Here is a 17,361-nt window from a genome sequence, read left to right on the forward strand (position 1 = left end):
GATAAAATAGTGTTTGGCCGTCAGTAATCCGGCCCTGCCGGTCCTGCAGCATGTACCGGATGACGGAATGAATAAGAAATGGTACTACCTGTTGTTACAGGCTGTTGACGTGCCGGACGATGCGTGATTTCCGGTTGGCTGCCGTATTCTTGTGGATAAGTCCCTTGCAGGCCAGTCTGTCAATGTAGGATACAGCGTCATTCAGGAGGGGCTCCGCCTGTTCCTTTTTGTCTGTTTCCAGAACTTTACGGGTCAGTGTGCGCATTCTGGATCGTTTTTCACGATTCGCCAGACGACGTTTGGCAGACTGGCGAACACGTTTTTCTGCTGATTTGTGTTGAGGCATATTTGCTTAGAAAATCATTCTTGGTTTCAGTTTGATTATTTTCAATACAGAATCCAAATTTATCATAATATCGATCTTTATACAAGAAATTTTTGCAAAGAAAGAAGATAAGGCATAAATTTCCCCACATTTTCAGTTCTATTACCAAACCGGATGTAATCTGATTAATCCTTGATCATAGTTATTGATGGTCCGGCCGGAGCCGGAAAAAGTACTACGGCAAAAGAAGTCGCCCGACGCACAGAAAGTGACTACGTCGACAGCGGAGCTGTATACCGCGGGTTTACGTATCTTTTTATGATCAATGATTTTGATAAGTCCCGTTTGACTGAAGCGCTGAAAAATCATGACCTGCACTTTGATTTTCATATAGATAATGTGCGGGTGACTCATGGTGACAAGGATATAACGCAGACAATACGGTCAGCGGAAATCAATAATCGCGTAAGTGAAGTTGCGGCAATGCCTGAAGTCAGAGATGAGGTCCGCCGAATTCTCCGCGAGATTTCCGGGGACAGGAAAAGAGGTGTTGTACTGGAAGGCCGTGACCTGGGAACCGTTGTGTTTCCGGACGCCGATTACAAGTTTTTTCTTACCGCGGCTCCGGAAGCCAGGGCTCGCAGAAGATTTGACGAGCAGACCCGTGCCGGGGCGGACACAAGCCTCGAGCAGGTACGTGAAAACGTTGAAAAGCGGGACAGAATCGACTCAACACGCGACATCGACCCGCTGAAAAAGGCGGATGATGCTGTTGAAATTGATTCGACGTACCTGACTTTTGAAGAACAAGTAGCAAGAATTACCGACTTTGTACGTAGTATGCGTACGGAGAATAATTCCTGAAAATCAATATGTTGCAAACAGCGGCAATTGATGGTTTCAGGAGGAACAGAATCAAAACTATAACTGAAACATAAACCTTAATCCCCTGATAGCGTGCAGTTTTGTATCAGGCGGCTCACAGAAATACAGGATATCTAAATGACCGATGAAGTAAAAAAAGAACTCGAAAACGAGGAAAAGGCAAATAGCCAGACTGAAGCAAATCAGTCCGATGAAAGTGCTGATCAGAAAACAGAAGCACAGGATCAGGAGAATACATCTGAAGAAGCAGCAGGCATGAACAGTCAGTCTGCCGGCAGTCAAGAAGCGGCTGGTCAGGATGCCGCGGCAGAACAAGCCGTCGCAGAAGTGGATGAAAGTTCCATCCCTGCTTTCAAAGGTGAAGTTGGCGACAAGGTATACAAGCTCGAGGAGCTTGAAGAAGCCTCTGAAGAGTATGATGACGACCAGTACAATCAGATGGTCAGCATGTACGAGGGAACGCTTACCGCCTTCACGGAAAAAGAAATTGTAACCGGACGTATTCTCACTTTCGATGACAAGTATGTCATTGTTGATATCGGATTTAAATCCGAGGGCATTGTTCCCGTTAACGAGTTCAAAAATCCTGAAGAACTTAAAGTCGGAGATGAAGTAGAGGTTTTTCTTGATAAAGTCGAAGACCGTGACGGTCAGCTCGTACTTTCACGCCGGAAAGCCGACTCACTTCGTGTATGGCAGGATATTGAAGAGGCGCACAACAGCGAGAAAATTATCGAAGGTTATATCAAACGACGTATCAAAGGTGGTATGGTCGTTGATATCCACGGAATTGACGCCTTCCTTCCAGGCTCACAAATTGATGTGCGCCCGGTTCGCGATTTTGATGCCTATGTCGGCAAAACCATGGAATTCATGGTGGTCAAACTGAATATGTCCAGTGAAAATGTCGTTGTCTCACACCGTGCTCTTGTCGAATCCGATCTGGAAGAGCAGCGCGAGCAGATCCTGGCCAGCATGGAGCCCGGTCAGATTCTGGAAGGTGTGGTCAAAAACATCACAGACTTTGGTGTCTTTATTGATCTCGGCGGTGTTGACGGCCTTCTTCACATCACGGACCTTTCCTGGGGACGCGTTGAGCATCCATCAGAAATCGTTCGGCTTGATCAGCGCCTGAATGTGGTTGTTCTGGAGTTTGATGAGGAGCGGAAGCGAATTTCACTTGGACTCAAGCAGCTTCAGCCGCATCCGTGGGATGAGATTGATGACAAGTATCCGGAAAAAATTCATGTTCAGGGTAAAGTCGTCTCCATTGCGGATTACGGAGCCTTTATTGAGCTCGAAAAAGGTGTTGAAGGTCTTGTCCACATCAGTGAAATGTCATGGACCCAGCACATAAAGCATCCGTCACAGCTGGTTGAAAAGAATCAGGTGATAGAGTGCGTCGTTCTGAATATAAACAAGGATGAACGCAAAGTTTCGCTTGGTGTCAAGCAGCTTCAGTCAGACCCCTGGGAGGACTTGCTTGAGCGGTATCCTGTCGGATCAAAACACAAGGGCGTTGTCCGGAACCTCACCAACTTTGGCGTATTCGTCGAACTGGAGCCCGGCATAGACGGACTTGTACACATATCCGATATGAGCTGGACCGGCAAGGTTAACCATCCGAGTGAGATTGTCAACAAAGGTGATGAACTTGAAGTAGTCATTCTTTCGGTTGATTTCGACAATCGCCGTATTTCGCTTGGACACAAGCAGATTGAAGATAACCCCTGGGAAAAGTATGCTGTTGAGTATGCTGTTGGCAACGAAACAGAAGGAAAGGTGAGCAAGATAACGGACCGTGGGGTCTTTGTTACACTGCCGCTTGGTGTGGATGCTTTCATGCCGGCCAGGGAAGCTGAGCACGGCGACAATCTCTCAGAATCCTACAAGGAAGATGATGAGATAAAAGTTGTTGTCATTGAATTTGATGAGAACAACAAAAGTATTGTCGTGAGCCAGAACAAAATCGGCAAAATGGACAAAAAGAAAGAGACTGCGGCAAAAACAAAGCAGAAAGAGCAGGAAGCTGCCGCAGGTTCAGCCTCGGGTGCGCTCACCCTCGGTGAAATGTCCGGCTTGCAGGATTTGAAAGAGAAGCTTCAGAAAAAAGAAGATGACAACGATAAGAAAGATGGCAAGTAATCAGTAATTACTTGTTTGTTTTTTCTATGTTTAATATGAAAGGAGGTATAAATTGCGTTAGCGCCTTATACCTCCTTTTTTTTTACAACACTGCTGAAAGGTTATGAGTGATTATACTACAGTACCACAGAATGCACAACAAACTCTTGAACAGCTCAAGAATAAGCTTAAGGGTATTGTGCCGGAAACAGAGTTGGTTATCAAAGCTGAAATAGCTTATGAAATCAACCGGTTGAAAAGAGAGAAAAATGCGGTCATTCTTGGCCATAATTATATGGAACCGGCTCTTTTTTACAGTATCCCGGATCATGTCGGGGATTCACTCGGCCTTGCCCGGATTGCCGCGGAAACCGATGCAGAACGTATTGTATTCTGCGGTGTACGGTTTATGGCGGAAACCGCAAAGATTCTCAATCCGGAAAGAATGGTGCTGCTGCCTGCCAGGGTTGCCGGATGCTCGCTGGCGGAAAGTATAACTGCTGAGGATGTAAAAAAACTGAAGGAAAAATATCCCGGTGTTCCTGTTGTTACCTACATCAATACCTATGCCGATGTAAAAGCGGAAACAGATGTTTGCTGCACCTCAAGCAACGCAGCTGACATTGTCCGGAAACTGGACTCTGACTCCGTCATCTGTCTTCCCGATGAGTTTCTGGCAAAAAATATTGCAAGAGAAACAGGAAAAAATGTGATTTACCCCGGCAGCGAGCGAACCGGTAATGACGATATGGTCATATGGGACGGGCGATGCGAGGTGCACGATAAATTTACTGTTGAAGATATTGAAAATGCACGCAGACAATTTCCCGATACTGTTGTTGTGGCTCATCCGGAGTGTCCGCCCGAAGTTGTACAGGCGGCAGATTACAGCGGATCAACTACTGCCATGACGCGATTTGTGAGGGAGTCTGATGCGGAACGTTTTCTCATTCTTACCGAATGCGCAATGGGGGATAACATCGCGGCTGAAAACCCTGAAAAGGAAATGCTGCGCATGTGCAGCATTCGGTGCCCGCATATGAACGAAATAACATTGCAGGATACACTGGTTTCACTCAGAGAAGACAAATATCAGATTGAGGTGCCGGAAGACATCCGGCTCAGGGCCAAACGAAGCCTTGACCGGATGCTTGAGTTAAGCTGACCAGCTTAACTCTTTGAATTCACTTTGTATAACATAAAAAAAGCCTTCAGGTAATTTTGAAGGCTTTTTTTTGTAATGATGATAATACAGGTGTGAAAAAATCTATTTTTCCTTGTAGAAAAATACTTTTCCGTTTACCGTATCTTTGCCGCTTTTGATTTTTGCACCGGTTTCTCTGTTGTATGTGTATACAACATTTCTCATGGAATTTAACTCTTTGTCGTTGCTGTAGGTAACTTCAAGAGCATCACCACCTGGTTCAAGCTTGTTCAAAGCTTCAATTAACGGCCGGAATTTTGAAGAGCTTTTTTTTGTGACTCGCACATCAGTTCTGGGAACAAATTTTAGTTTCATTTTTTTTCTTTAGGTTGATGCATTGTATGTACATAAAACTAACTACAACTTTACATAAATGTCAACGTCGGAATATAAATTATATTATGGTACCTGAATGTGTGACAGTATAGATTCAATGATATCCTCTGTTTGAATTTCCTCTGCCTCAGCTTCATATGTTAAAACTATACGATGACGAAGAATATCATAGGCAACAGCCCTTACATCCTCCGGTGTAACATATGCTCTGTGTTGTATAAAAGCATGTGCGCGGGCAGCAAGATTCAAGTTAATCGTCCCTCTGGGTGATGCCCCGTATTCAACCAAACCCTGTATTTTTTTTATACCATATTTTGCAGAACTGCGGGTGGCCATTACAATATTGACAATATACTGCTCAACTTTTTTGTCTATGTATATTTCGTTTATTGTATTTCTGGCTTCAAGAATGGTTTGAGGATGTACTACCGCTTTTGGTGTTTCCTTTTTAGTTGTCCGGGCCATTCGTCTCATGATTTCCATCTCTTCCGACTCTGACGGATAATCAATTTTGATCTTCATCATAAAACGGTCCACCTGGGCCTCGGGCAGCGGGTAGGTGCCTTCCTGTTCAACCGGGTTCTGTGTTGCCAGAACAAGGAAAGGGTCGTCAAGCGGGAAGGTGCGTTCACCAATGGTGACCTGGCGCTCCTGCATGGCCTCCAGAAGCGCACTCTGTACCTTCGCAGGTGAGCGGTTGATTTCATCTGCAAGTATGATATTCGAGAATACTGGTCCCTTTTTGACAGTAAATTCACCCGTTCTCTGATTGAAAATCAAGGTACCCACAAGGTCGGCAGGAAGCAGATCCGGAGTGAACTGTATGCGTTGAAAGCCCGTATTGATAGCTTTGGCAAGGCTTGAAATCGTTAGCGTCTTTGCAAGGCCGGGAACACCCTCCAGCAAGACATGGCCGTCAGAAAGCAGGCCAATAATAAGCCTGCTGATCATCTGTTTCTGCCCGATGATGACCCGGTCCAGCTCTTCGGTGATGTCATCAATAAACAAACTGGATTCTCTGACCTTTTCAGTCATTTCCTGTATGTCAGGACCTTTTAATATCATGTGACTCCATTGGTTTTGTTTTGTCCGAATTCTGCCGGCCGGTAAAAAAGCTGAACAAAAATCATATTTTTCTTAAATTCATGCCCGAATTTACTAAAAAAAATCAGCTATTATAAAACGACTCCTGCCTTGTCACAGCACCGGTACTTTTTCACAGAAGTCGTTAAGAATTGATAGTTCTTCTTGAAGACACAGAGATTTTTAGGTACCTTGTTGCACATTTTCAAAATGCGATAATTCATGGAATCTTACATATTTGTCCTGTTTGCAACACTGGCAGTAGCAGCAGCCATTGGCATGATCACAAGCAGGGATACCGTTAACAGCGCCCTTTTTCTGGTCCTGAATCTGATTTCAGTTGCCGGGATCTTCCTCTTGCTGAAAGCACAGTTTCTTGCCGTTGTTCAGGTGCTGGTTTATGGCGGTGCAATTATGGTGCTTTTTCTGTTTGTCATCATGCTGCTGAATCTCTCAGATGAGGAAAATCTGCTTTCACGCCTCAGTGTCAAATATATCCTGGCCTTTTTTCTGGGGGTAATCGTGCTTGCCCAGCTTTTATACGCGATTTCCAGCTACACAGGGACTCTCCCCGATGTATCCGCGGAAATCGTTCAGATTGGTACAGTGGAGAGCATCGGCGATGCTCTTTTCAACATATATATTCTGCCTGTACTTGTAACCGCAATGCTGCTTACAGCCGCAGTTGTCGGCGCATTGCTCCTTGCTCAACGTAAACTTAGCGATAAGAAGCCAAATGATTGAATTGGACTGGTACCTCGGTCTGTCTGCTGTCTTGTTCACCATCGGTGTCATTGGTGTTCTGACCAGGAAAAATGCGATCGTGATTTTCATGTGTGCCGAACTGATGCTCAATTCGGTTAATCTTACACTTGTGTCTTTCAGTACGCAGCTGGCCGATGTCCACGGGCAGATACTGGTTTTTTTCGCACTCTGTATTGCCGCTGCTGAAGCAGCTGTAGGACTGGCCATTATCATCGCCATATACCGTAACAACCTCACCGTTGACGTGTCCCGGATAAATCTCCTGCGATGGTAACCTCACAACGTTCTGTTAACTATGATCATCCTGATGACGATGGTTCATTCAAAACCGGTAACACTGTAATTTCATGAGCGCATATGTTCATTTAGTACCCTGGATTGTTCTCATTCCGCTTGCAGGTTTCCTGATAAACGGGTTGATGGGACTTGCCTCCGAATCATTCCGGAATAAAAAATCCCTTATCGGCGGAATTGGTACACTCGCAGTTTTTATTCCCTTTCTGATGGCGGTCTGGCTGCTGATTGCAATGCAGTCTGACAGCGAAGCTGCATCGATAAGTCTTTTCACCTGGATTGAAGCCGGCAATTTTACGACAGATATCGGCTATCGGCTTGACCAGCTTTCGCTTGTCATGACACTGGTAGTAACAGGTGTAGGTGCGCTTATTCACTTTTATTCAATCGGCTACATGGCCGATGATGAAGGGTTCTGGAAGTTTTTTGCATTCCTGAATCTCTTCATTTTTGCGATGCTTAATCTCGTTCTTGCCGATAACATGCTGCTGCTGTTCCTCGGCTGGGAAGGTGTCGGACTTTGCTCCTATCTGCTGATCGGTTACTGGTATACCGATATGGCAAAATCCGATGCCGCGAAAAAGGCATTTCTGTACAACAGAGTAGGCGATTTTGCCTTCCTCATTGCCATGTTCATGATCTTTCAGGTGATCGGATCTCTGCGTTTTGAAGATATTCTTGCCGGAACGGGCCTGTTCACTGCAGATCAGGTGTTTATCATCGGTCTGCTCATACTGATCGGTGCAACCGGGAAAAGCGCGCAGATACCGTTGTTTGTCTGGCTTCCGGATGCCATGGCCGGTCCCACCTCGGTATCCGCACTGATCCACGCGGCAACCATGGTGACATCAGGAATTTACGTCATTTCCAGAATGTCGCCGTTCTTCATGATCTCTGCCGAACTGATGCTCTTTGTGGCTGTGATAGGAGCGTTTACCGCTATCATCGCCGCTACCATCGCCCTTACCAAGTACGATATCAAAACCGTTCTTGCCTATTCCACCGTCTCTCAGCTGGGCTTCATGTTCCTGGCACTTGGCTCGGGCGCCTATATAGCGGCCATGTTCCATGTGGTTACCCATGCGTTCTTCAAAGCCTGTCTGTTTCTTGGTTCCGGATCGGTTATTCATGCCATGCATCATGTTGAGCACAAACTGCATGACCAGGGGAAGGATGTGCATTTCGATCCCCAGGATATGCGGTATATGGGAGGGCTCAAAGACTATCTGCCCTCCACATATAAAACCTTCCTTATTGCGACCATCGCCATTGCAGGCATCCCGCCGCTCGCGGGATTCTTTTCAAAGGACCAGATTCTGATGATGACATTCAATGCCGGAATGGGAGAGTACGGCGCAGTATACTTCGGGCTTTGGGGGATAGGTGTTGTCACGGCATTCCTGACCGCATTTTACATGTTCCGCCTTACATTCGGAACATTTCACGGCTCTTTCCGGCTGCCCGAGAAATTCGAACAGGCGCGCGGATCCGCCTCTTATCTCCATGAAAGCCCGTTTACGATGACATCGGTGCTCTGGGCTCTTGCCGGACTCTCCATCGTCGGCGGATTCATCGGCATTCCCAACTTCGTTGTGGCAACGTTCACCGGGACATCCGCGGATGTGAACATCATCGGCAGGTGGCTGGATATCGTCACACTTGAAACCGAACTTGTACTTTCCAAAGAAGTAGAGTGGGTGCTTCTGTTCGGAGCCATCATTGTTGCACTGGTCGCCGTATTTCTGGCCTTCAGGATGTACGGAGAAGGCCAGCTGGAGGTTTCTGACAAACGCATCTCCAAAAGACTTGGCGCTCTGTATCAGGTATGGGACGAGAAATACAAATTCGATGAAATCTACGAAGGAGGTATCGTCCGTCCGACAGTACGCTTTTCCGACCGCTTTCTTGCCGTTTTCGATATGAAAGCCATTGACGGGTTTGTCAACTTTGTTGCCGCACTGGTTCGCTTTTTCGGAAGCGTGTTCCGCTATTTCCAGACCGGACTGGTTCAGACCTACGCCTTCGGTATTGTTCTGGGCGTCATCCTGGTTGTCTATATGTTGCTGTTTCGATAACAAATTTATCCTGAATAGATGGAATTACTGCTAAATATTGTCATTTATCTGCCGCTGTTCGGTGCGCTGCTCCTTTTGGTTATACGGAAGGATGAATGGGTCAGGTGGACCAGCCTTTTCATCACATCAGCAGCTTTTGTGCTTTCCTTACCGCTTCTTCTGAATTTTGACATATCGGCAACCGGATCAGCGCAGTATCTGACCGTCTCTGAACCCCTGCTCGGGGACTGGGATGTGAAATACATGATGGGACTCGACGGGCTGAGCATGCTTCTGTTCATGCTGACTACATTCATGGCTCCGATAGTTGTACTTTCTTCCTGGACGTCCATCACAAAACATGTCGCCGGGTTTTACTCCATGCTGCTGATATTGCAGACCGGCTCGCTCGGTGTCTTCGCGGCACTTGACCTGTTCATGTTTTACATATTCTTTGAGCTTACCCAAATCCCCATGTTCTTCCTTATCGGGATATGGGGCGGCAAAGACCGCATTTATGCTACGGTCAAGTTTTTCATCTATACACTGGTCGGATGGCTGCTCATGCTCGTGGCTCTCATATATACAGGGTATGCCGCTGGAAACATGGTTAACGACGGCGTTTTTACCACCGACTGGCGCCTGCTGACCGACCCTGCATTCCAGCTTGGCCTGGTTGAACAAACCTGGCTGTTCCTTGCATTTGGTTTCGCCTTTTGCATCAAAGTGCCCATATTTCCGTTTCACAGCTGGCTTCCGCTTGCGCACACCGAAGCTCCGACCGCCGGTTCTGTGGTTCTGGCGGCCATTGCTTTGAAAATGGGGACTTATGCTGTACTTCGTTACCTGATTCCTCTCTTCCCTAACGCCGCTATCGCCTTTGCTCCCATGTTTGCCGTCCTGGGTGTTATCGGAATTATTTACGGTGCGCTCGTGGCGATGGTTCAACGGGACGTGAAAAAACTGGTGGCGTATTCATCCATCAGTCACCTCGGATTTGTAGTGCTTGGTATGTTTGCATTCAACACGACCGGTGCCCAGGGTGCGATTATTCAGATGGTCAATCACGGACTGTCAACCGGGGCGTTATTTATTATTGTGGGGATGATTTATGAGCGCCGCCATACCAGGATGATTGCCGACTTCGGCGGTATTGCAAAAAAAATGCCCGTGTTTACAGTAATGTTCATGATGGCTACGCTGGCATCCATAGGACTGCCCGGCCTGAACGGTTTTGTGGGAGAATTCCTGATTCTCGTCGGTACATTCCAGTCTGAAACTCTTGGTTCCTACTGGTATGCCATAATCGGAGCGCTGGGCGTGATTCTGGCAGCTGCTTATATGCTCTGGATGTTCCAGCGTGTTATGTTCGGACCAATTACCAACAAAGAAAATGAGAAGCTCACGGATATCAATGCCAGGGAAATCGGACTTCTGGTACCCATCATGATTTTTATCGTATGGATAGGTATCCGGCCCGGAGATTTCACAAAGTACTCGGAAGCAGAAGTGACCCACATGATTGAGGATACACAGAACCGTGCAGAAGTCATCGCTCAAAATGCATCCGCTGAAAACATTCCCGGATGGGCTGCCAAACTGTATGACATTACCCCGCAGCTTGCTTCCAAAACCGATAACGATCAAAAGGAGAATGAGTTATGAGCAAGGAACTGGACAAGGCACAGCTTGAACAGGAACTAAAAAATCTTGACGGCTGGTCAGTTGAAGATGACAAGCTGACCAAACAATTTTCATTTTCGGACTTCAGGGAAGCCATGTCATTCATGGTAAGGGTGGCTTTCGAAGCCGAAGAATTGGGACACCATCCCGAATTGTTCAATGTCTACAAGGATGTCCGCATTCAGCTTGCCACGCATGATGCCGGCGGCAAGATTACAAACAAGGATACCGAACTGGCCAAACGTATCGACGCTATCTAAACAGAATACATGGAATCAGCAAACGAACTATTGACCATACTGCCTGCAATTATTGTCGGGACGGGCGCGCTACTGGTAATGATGCTGGATGCATTCACCGGTAATGCCCGTCAGGCTTTTGTTGTAACCGTAATCTTCTCATTTGCCGCTCTTGTTGCATCGGTGTTTGATCTTTTTGGTCCTTCCGGTGAAGCATTCATGGGTCTGACCACCTATGGCGGAACGGCTGCGTTCGGTACCGTTCTGGTTATGACAGGAACCCTGTTTTCACTTCTGCTGACCAGGGACTATCTTGAGCAGACCGGCAGTCATATTGCTGAAGTCTATTCCATGATCCTGTTTGCTTCCTTCGGGATGCTGATACTGGTTATATCCAATAACCTCGTAACACTTTTCCTTGGCATCGAAATGATGTCAATTTCTTTGTATGTCCTTGCGGGACTGGTAAAGAACGAGAAAAAAAGCATCGAAGCAGCACTGAAATACTTCCTGCTTGGAGCCTTTACTACCGGTTTTCTCCTCTACGGAATCGCACTTCTTTACGGGGCATCGGGATCTACCTTCCTTGTCGACATAGCAGCCACCGAAGAAAAAGGAATGATCTACTGGGCCGGAGTGGCAATGCTTCTGGTCGGCTTTTTCTTCAAAGTATCTGCCGTACCGTTCCATATGTGGACTCCCGATGTTTATCAGGGCGCTCCGACAACCATTACAGCCTACATGGCTACCGCATCCAAAGCCGCTGCATTTGTCGCATTCATCCTGGTATTGAACCGTGCGCTCCCTGAAGCGCGGGCTGAATGGGCGGATGTGATGTGGGTTTTCGCCGTCCTCACCATGGTAATCGGTAATATACTGGCCCTGGTACAGGACAACGTCAAACGCATGCTGGCCTACTCATCTATAGCCCACGCCGGATATATCATGATAGGCCTGGCTGCCGGAACCGATGCTGCATACAGCGCTGTGCTGTTCTATCTCTTTGCCTATACCCTCATGAATGTCGGAGCTTTTGGTATTGTAGCCTTCTATGAATGGCACAAAGGTTTTGACTTTACCGAGATAAAAAATTATTCCGGTCTGGGATATCAGCAGCCGGTGATGGGCGTCATGATGGCCATATTCCTGTTTTCCATGGTTGGAATTCCGCCATTTGCCGGTTTCATCGGGAAATACAGGGTTTTTGCCGCTGCTGTAGATGAGGGTTTGATAGGTCTGGTCATTATTGGCGTCCTTGCAAGTGCAGCCAGTGTCTACTACTATCTGCGACCGCTCGTACATCTCTACATGAAAGAAAACGAATCCGGCATCTCTCTGATTCGGCCCGGTTTTATGTATTCCGGAGCTCTGCTGGTCCTTGCTGCGCTTACCCTTTATTTTGGAATTCAGCCCGGAGGACTCGTTGAACTTCTGGGTTCATTCAAGGGCCTTCCGTATTGATGAAGTAATTGTGACGGACCGGAGTTATATTCATCCGGATGACTGCATCAGTGAATTGCGGGTATTTTGCAAAAAGCTGATATTATTGGTATATTTGCGCCGCCTGCCGCCGGAGACACCGGCGGCTGTTTTTTAAAACAACCGAAGGTAATATGAAAACAAATTTTTATGAAGCAACCTTTATCATCAATCCTGTACTTGAAGAGGATCAGGTGAATGAGGTAAAAGAAGACTTTGAAACGTTCCTGAAAGAAAATGGAGCTGAAATCGATGAAATCGACGAGTGGGGTATCAAGAGGCTCGCCTACGAAATCGATGGTAAAAACAGCGGGTATTACATCAACGCATATTTCAATGCCCCGGTAACGATTATAAATGATCTCGAACGTTATTTCCGGCTGCAGGAAAATATTATCAGGCATCTCATCCTCAAGTATGACAACAAGATGCTGAAGCACAGAGAGCTCCAGAAAAAAGGGAAACTTCCCGTCGTTTTTTCTGAGACTGCTGAAGAGGAATAGATATCTGCCACCTGTATAAATTGAAAAAAACAATATTATGTTAAAAAATCCTGCACATCCCAAAAAAGGCAACCTCAAGGAAAAAGAATGCAAATTCACCAAAGCCGGGGTTGTATACATAGATTATAAAGACGTGGATACCCTTGTGAAATTCGTAAACGATCAGGGCAAAATCCTCCCACGCCGCGTAACCGGCACCAGCGCCAAATATCAGCGGCAGCTCTCACTGGCCATCAAAAGGGCCCGCCACCTCGGACTGCTTCCATTTGTCGCCGAAAATCTCAGATAAACACATTTCCAGGAGTTAAATCAATGCAAGTAATTCTCAAACAGGATGTCGAAAAACTGGGTTTGGCCGGTGAGGTTGTTGAGGTCAAAGACGGTTACGGACGCAACTACCTGATACCGACCGGCAAGGCTGTACTTGCCACCGAAAGTGCCAAAAAAGCCGTTGACAATCAGCTCAAAAAAGTCCTCGAGCAACGTGCCCAGGATCTTGAAAAATCAAAGGAAACAGCAGAAGAGCTGCAGAACACCAATGTCACCATCGCTGTCAAAGCCGGCGAAGAAGGAAAAATCTTTGGTACCGTTACCAATGTACATATCGCCGATGCGCTCAAAGACAAAGGGTTTGATGTCGACCGGCGCAAGATTCAGATTGACCAGGATGTCAGGCAGCTGGGTGAATACACTGCGACAATCAACCTGCATGAACAGGTCAATGCAACATTGACTTTCTGGGTTGTAAAAGCACAGGATTGACGGCTTCCGAAAGACTATCGGCTGTCATTCCATCGTTTTGAAAAGGAAATGCAGGTTACCCTGTGTTTCCTTTTTTTTTACCGGGTAATTATTCGGTCTTTTGATTATACGAACTGCCTTTCTGATCCTTTTGGTCTGCCATTGCCTCAGTACTCAGCTGCTGGCTCAGGTGTCCATTGAAAACAGAAGCAGCGTTGCGATTGCTGAAGAAGATTCGGTTTTTCAGCTCGACGAGTGGATTCTGCCTGAAACGTTTCGTGTGCGCGCAGATACACTTGAGCTGCCGGAAGATCAATGGACGCTTAATCCGGCCACCGGAACCTGGACCTGGAACCGCGACGCTCAGTACCGCAGCCGGTTCGACTCCCTTTTTTTTCACTATGAATTCTGGCCGATAGACCTTCCGCCGACCATAGCCGCAAGGGAACGGGTGCAGCTGGATACCGTTGATGCCGAAGAGGAGCCCGATGGTCCTGTCGAGGTTACCCGCCGCCCTCTCAGGCAGCAGGACCTGTTTGGTGATACGGATCTGCAACGAAGCGGGAGTCTGCGCCGCGGTGTCGTCGTAGGAACTAATCAGGACCTCTCGCTGGAAAGCGGACTTAACTTTGACATCAGCGGCCGGATTACCGATGATCTCGAAGTCATCGCGTCACTGACCGATCGCAGCACCCCCATCCAGCCGGACGGAACCACTCAGACGCTGCGTGAGTTTGATCAGGTTTACATCCGACTGATGCACGAAGCAGGCACTCTTCAGATGGGTGATGTGGATATGCAGCTTGATCAGAGCAATTTTGCCGCCATCGACCGTCGGCTGCAGGGTGTAGACATCGAGGCCGCCCTCGACCCTTATGGCAACTATAAGGGTTCTGCAGCGGTTGTCCGGGGCCAGTACCGGGAAATGCAGTTCAGCGGTGAAGATGGCGTCCAGGGACCGTACCGGCTTACCGGAGGAGATAACGAAGACTTTATTATCGTTCTCGCCGGATCAGAAAGAGTGTACATTGACGGAGAGAGAATGGTCAGAGGTGAGGAAAATGACTATGTCATTGACTATGGCCTCGGTGAGATTACCTTTACCTCCAACCGCATCATTACAGACCATACACGAATAACCGTAGATTTTCAATATCTGAGAGATGCCTATACCCGTACCGTGCTGGCTGCCGAGGCGGAATACGATCAGTTGCTGAACAACCGCGTCTCTTTCGGGGCAACGGTCATCCGGGAAGCCGATAATGTCAACCTCAGCACGCAAACATTTCTTTCCGAATCAGAACGGGATGTCCTCCGCGATGCAGGTGATGATCCCGAAAGAGCTGTGATCAGCGGTGCTGATTCTGTCGGATTCCGCCGCGATGCCGATTTTCTGCTCTACAGTAAAGTTGACACTGTGTTTGAAGGAGAAACGTACCGGGTATTTGAGCATATTCCCGGAGACTCATCGGGGGTGTACCGGGTTCAGTTCAGCAGGGTGCCTGACGGGGAGGGAGACTACCGGAGGGTTGGGAGGGCGGCTAACGGAATTTTGTATGAATGGGCCGGCCCGGGAATGGGTAATTACATGCCCGAACGGCGACTCTCCAGGCCGATCGAGCAAAACATGGTGGCGCTGCGCAGCCGTGTCCGCGCATCCCGGCACCTGGATCTCTACGGCGAGTGGGCCGGGAGTTCATTCGATCAGAACCGGTTGTCTCCGATTGACAATGAAGATAACCAGGATATGAGTTTTCTGGGTGGCATGGAACTCAGACCGTATCAGACACGGTTCGGCAAGCTCTCGCTTGATGTCAGGGGTCGTTATGAAGGAGAAAACTTCGCCTATTTTGACCGGGTGCGGGAAGTGGAGTTCGACAGGCGCTGGAATATTTCCGAGCTGGAAAAAGCCCGTGAAATCAGACTGGAAGGAAATGCAGGACTGGCGCCGTCCGATCAGACGGAAATACTGGCAGGTGCCGGACATATCGAGCGGGGTGGTTTCGATGGTACCCGCGGTGACCTGCGCATTCAGTCTGCAGAAGAAGGTCTGCCCGGAGTTGATTATCGTATTGAACTGGTTGACAGTGAGGACCGGCATTTAAATGAAAAAGGGTCGTGGCTGCGGCAGCGGGGCCAGGCAGATTACGAAATACCGTTGCCGTTTGGCTCCATCCAGCCTGAAATAATGTTTGAACAGGAGGAACGCATACAGAAAAACATACCGGCTGATACACTCCTTCCAACGTCATTTCGGTTTACAGAAGTCGGGCCCGGTTTGTTTTTCCAGGTTTCGGATGAGCTCAGGATCGGCGGATCGGTTCGTTACAGAAAAGACAGGGGTGTTTTGGACGGGGAGTTAACAAGCGAATCATCCGGGGTCACGCAGCGGTACGTATTAAACTTCCGCCGCGGGAACCTGTTTCAGACAGAAAACACACTCGGGCTCAGAGAACGCAGATTTGAAGATGCATTCAGACTGGAGCAGCAAAGAATGGACAGCCGGGGAGTCCTGGTGCGGTCGGTTACGGATTACCGCCCGTGGAACCGTCTGATAGAAACGCAGTTCCTGTACAATGCCAATACCGAGAGACGCCCGCTGCTACAGGAGGCTTTTGTTGAAGTAGGGCCGGAGCTTGGTCAGTATGTGTGGATAGATCTCAATGATGACGGTGTGCAGCAAGTCGATGAATTTTTTCCGGAGCAGAGTCCCAATGAAGGTACGTTCATCAAGCAGCTGGTTCCTTCCGATGAGCTGTTTCCGGTAATTGCTCTGCGGGCACGGTGGCGGACTGTCATCGACCCGTCGAGGATAATTGACTCCTATGACGCGCAATATTCCGATTTGCTCAATTTTCTGGCGGGCATCAGATGGCAGTCAATTATTGACATTAATGAGGAGAACCGCACCGAGCAGCTGGAGGATATTTACCTGCTGCGTCTGAACGAATTCAGGGATGACTCCCTGACCATCAGCGGCAGGCTTTATATTGAACAGGATGTGGAATTCTTCCGGAACCACACGCGCCGGGAACTCAGACTTACTGCCGACAGATTGTTGTCGCAGAACCAGCAGGCATCGGGCATCGAAAAACGGGAAGTGGCAAATCTTCAGCTGCGGGCAGGTTTGCGTCTCACAAGGCGCTATCGCACGACACTGCAGGCGGTGCTGCTAAGGAGTGACAATGAAAGTGAAACATTTGCTTCCCGAAATTATCAGATATCCGGGGCAGAGCTCAGGCCAAGACTGGACATAAGGTGGACTTCATCGGTTCAGACGGGGATCTCTGCTGCTTATCTGAATAAAACTGATAATTTCCCTGACGAAGCAGCAAGAGTAACAGGGTATACGGGCGCCATAGATTCCAGGATTACTTTGGGAAGAAGGGTTCAGTCAACTCTCAGACTGGAGCGCAGGGATTATGAACTTGAAGGCGGGCCATCAACCAGCCTTGGGGAGTTTGAGCTGACCGACGGTGCAGGTCTGGGGCAGACGTGGTCGTGGTCTGTTCAGTCCGATTACCGGATAAGTGATTTTTTAAGAGCCAGTCTGCAATATGACGGACGTACTCTTGTGGACAGACCGGCTATTCAGACACTCAGGTTTACAGTTAATGCTGTTTTTTAACATAAAATTTCCCTCAGG

16 protein-coding genes are annotated in these 17,361 nt (G+C 48.0%); 13 read left to right on the forward strand and 3 right to left on the reverse strand.

The window, feature by feature from the left end; genetic code table 11:
- Positions 1–94 precede the first annotated feature (94 nt).
- Entirely contained in the window at positions 95–346 is a 252-nt protein-coding gene (gene rpsT, locus NATSA_RS06050; RefSeq protein WP_210511101.1) for a 30S ribosomal protein S20, read from the reverse strand.
- A gap of 171 nt (positions 347–517) precedes the next feature.
- Here rpsT and cmk point away from each other — a divergent pair, with 171 nt between their 5' ends.
- The 3 genes from cmk to nadA all read left to right on the forward strand — a co-directional run bounded on the left by cmk (position 518) and on the right by nadA (position 4,499).
- Positions 518–1,189, forward strand: coding sequence for a (d)CMP kinase (cmk, locus tag NATSA_RS06055; protein ID WP_210511102.1), 672 nt, complete (start codon positions 518–520; stop codon positions 1,187–1,189).
- A 138-nt stretch (positions 1,190–1,327) separates the two neighbouring features.
- Positions 1,328–3,355, forward strand: coding sequence for a 30S ribosomal protein S1 (rpsA, locus tag NATSA_RS06060; protein WP_210511103.1), 2,028 nt, complete (start codon positions 1,328–1,330; stop codon positions 3,353–3,355).
- Between the two features lie 103 nt (positions 3,356–3,458).
- Positions 3,459–4,499, forward strand: a complete 1,041-nt coding sequence (nadA, locus tag NATSA_RS06065; RefSeq protein ID WP_210511104.1) for a quinolinate synthase NadA — start codon at positions 3,459–3,461, stop codon at positions 4,497–4,499.
- Between the two features lie 102 nt (positions 4,500–4,601).
- Here nadA and NATSA_RS06070 read toward each other — a convergent pair whose 3' ends face one another.
- Together NATSA_RS06070 and NATSA_RS06075 are read right to left on the reverse strand one after the other, a co-directional pair.
- Complete coding sequence (locus NATSA_RS06070; RefSeq protein WP_210511105.1) at positions 4,602–4,853, reverse strand: hypothetical protein; 252 nt, start codon at positions 4,851–4,853, stop codon at positions 4,602–4,604.
- Between the two features lie 84 nt (positions 4,854–4,937).
- The gene (locus NATSA_RS06075) at positions 4,938–5,909 is read right to left on the reverse strand and encodes an AAA family ATPase (RefSeq protein WP_246481718.1); all 972 of its coding nucleotides are present in this window, start codon (positions 5,907–5,909) and stop codon (positions 4,938–4,940) included.
- Between the two features lie 270 nt (positions 5,910–6,179).
- On the opposite strand from NATSA_RS06075, the gene NATSA_RS06080 reads away from it, so the two are divergent.
- The 10 genes from NATSA_RS06080 to NATSA_RS06125 all read left to right on the forward strand — a co-directional run bounded on the left by NATSA_RS06080 (position 6,180) and on the right by NATSA_RS06125 (position 17,343).
- The gene (locus NATSA_RS06080) at positions 6,180–6,701 is read left to right on the forward strand and encodes an NADH-quinone oxidoreductase subunit J family protein (RefSeq protein ID WP_210511107.1); all 522 of its coding nucleotides are present in this window, start codon (positions 6,180–6,182) and stop codon (positions 6,699–6,701) included.
- Complete coding sequence (gene nuoK / locus NATSA_RS06085) at positions 6,694–6,996, forward strand: NADH-quinone oxidoreductase subunit NuoK (protein WP_210511108.1); 303 nt, start codon at positions 6,694–6,696, stop codon at positions 6,994–6,996. Before NATSA_RS06080 ends, nuoK begins: the two co-directional genes overlap by 8 nt.
- Before the next feature lie 73 nt (positions 6,997–7,069).
- Entirely contained in the window at positions 7,070–9,091 is a 2,022-nt protein-coding gene (nuoL, locus tag NATSA_RS06090) for an NADH-quinone oxidoreductase subunit L (RefSeq protein WP_210511109.1), read from the forward strand.
- Between the two features lie 18 nt (positions 9,092–9,109).
- The gene (locus NATSA_RS06095; RefSeq protein ID WP_210511110.1) at positions 9,110–10,735 is read left to right on the forward strand and encodes a complex I subunit 4 family protein; all 1,626 of its coding nucleotides are present in this window, start codon (positions 9,110–9,112) and stop codon (positions 10,733–10,735) included.
- Positions 10,732–11,013, forward strand: a complete 282-nt coding sequence (locus tag NATSA_RS06100; protein WP_210511111.1) for a 4a-hydroxytetrahydrobiopterin dehydratase — start codon at positions 10,732–10,734, stop codon at positions 11,011–11,013. The genes NATSA_RS06095 and NATSA_RS06100 overlap by 4 nt, the downstream gene beginning before the upstream one ends.
- A 9-nt stretch (positions 11,014–11,022) precedes the next feature.
- Positions 11,023–12,453 (forward strand): NADH-quinone oxidoreductase subunit N, encoded by a 1,431-nt coding sequence (locus NATSA_RS06105; protein ID WP_210511112.1) that lies wholly within the window; start codon positions 11,023–11,025, stop codon positions 12,451–12,453.
- Between the two features lie 152 nt (positions 12,454–12,605).
- Entirely contained in the window at positions 12,606–12,974 is a 369-nt protein-coding gene (gene rpsF, locus NATSA_RS06110; protein ID WP_210511113.1) for a 30S ribosomal protein S6, read from the forward strand.
- Between the two features lie 37 nt (positions 12,975–13,011).
- Complete coding sequence (gene rpsR, locus NATSA_RS06115; RefSeq protein ID WP_210511114.1) at positions 13,012–13,263, forward strand: 30S ribosomal protein S18; 252 nt, start codon at positions 13,012–13,014, stop codon at positions 13,261–13,263.
- A gap of 23 nt (positions 13,264–13,286) precedes the next feature.
- Positions 13,287–13,736, forward strand: a complete 450-nt coding sequence (rplI, locus tag NATSA_RS06120; RefSeq protein ID WP_210511115.1) for a 50S ribosomal protein L9 — start codon at positions 13,287–13,289, stop codon at positions 13,734–13,736.
- Between the two features lie 100 nt (positions 13,737–13,836).
- Positions 13,837–17,343, forward strand: coding sequence for a hypothetical protein (locus tag NATSA_RS06125; protein ID WP_210511116.1), 3,507 nt, complete (start codon positions 13,837–13,839; stop codon positions 17,341–17,343).
- The last annotated feature ends 18 nt before the right edge of the window (positions 17,344–17,361 follow it).

The sequence above is a fragment of the Natronogracilivirga saccharolytica genome (genome assembly GCF_017921895.1).
GTDB lineage: Bacteria > Bacteroidota > Rhodothermia > Balneolales > Natronogracilivirgulaceae > Natronogracilivirga > Natronogracilivirga saccharolytica.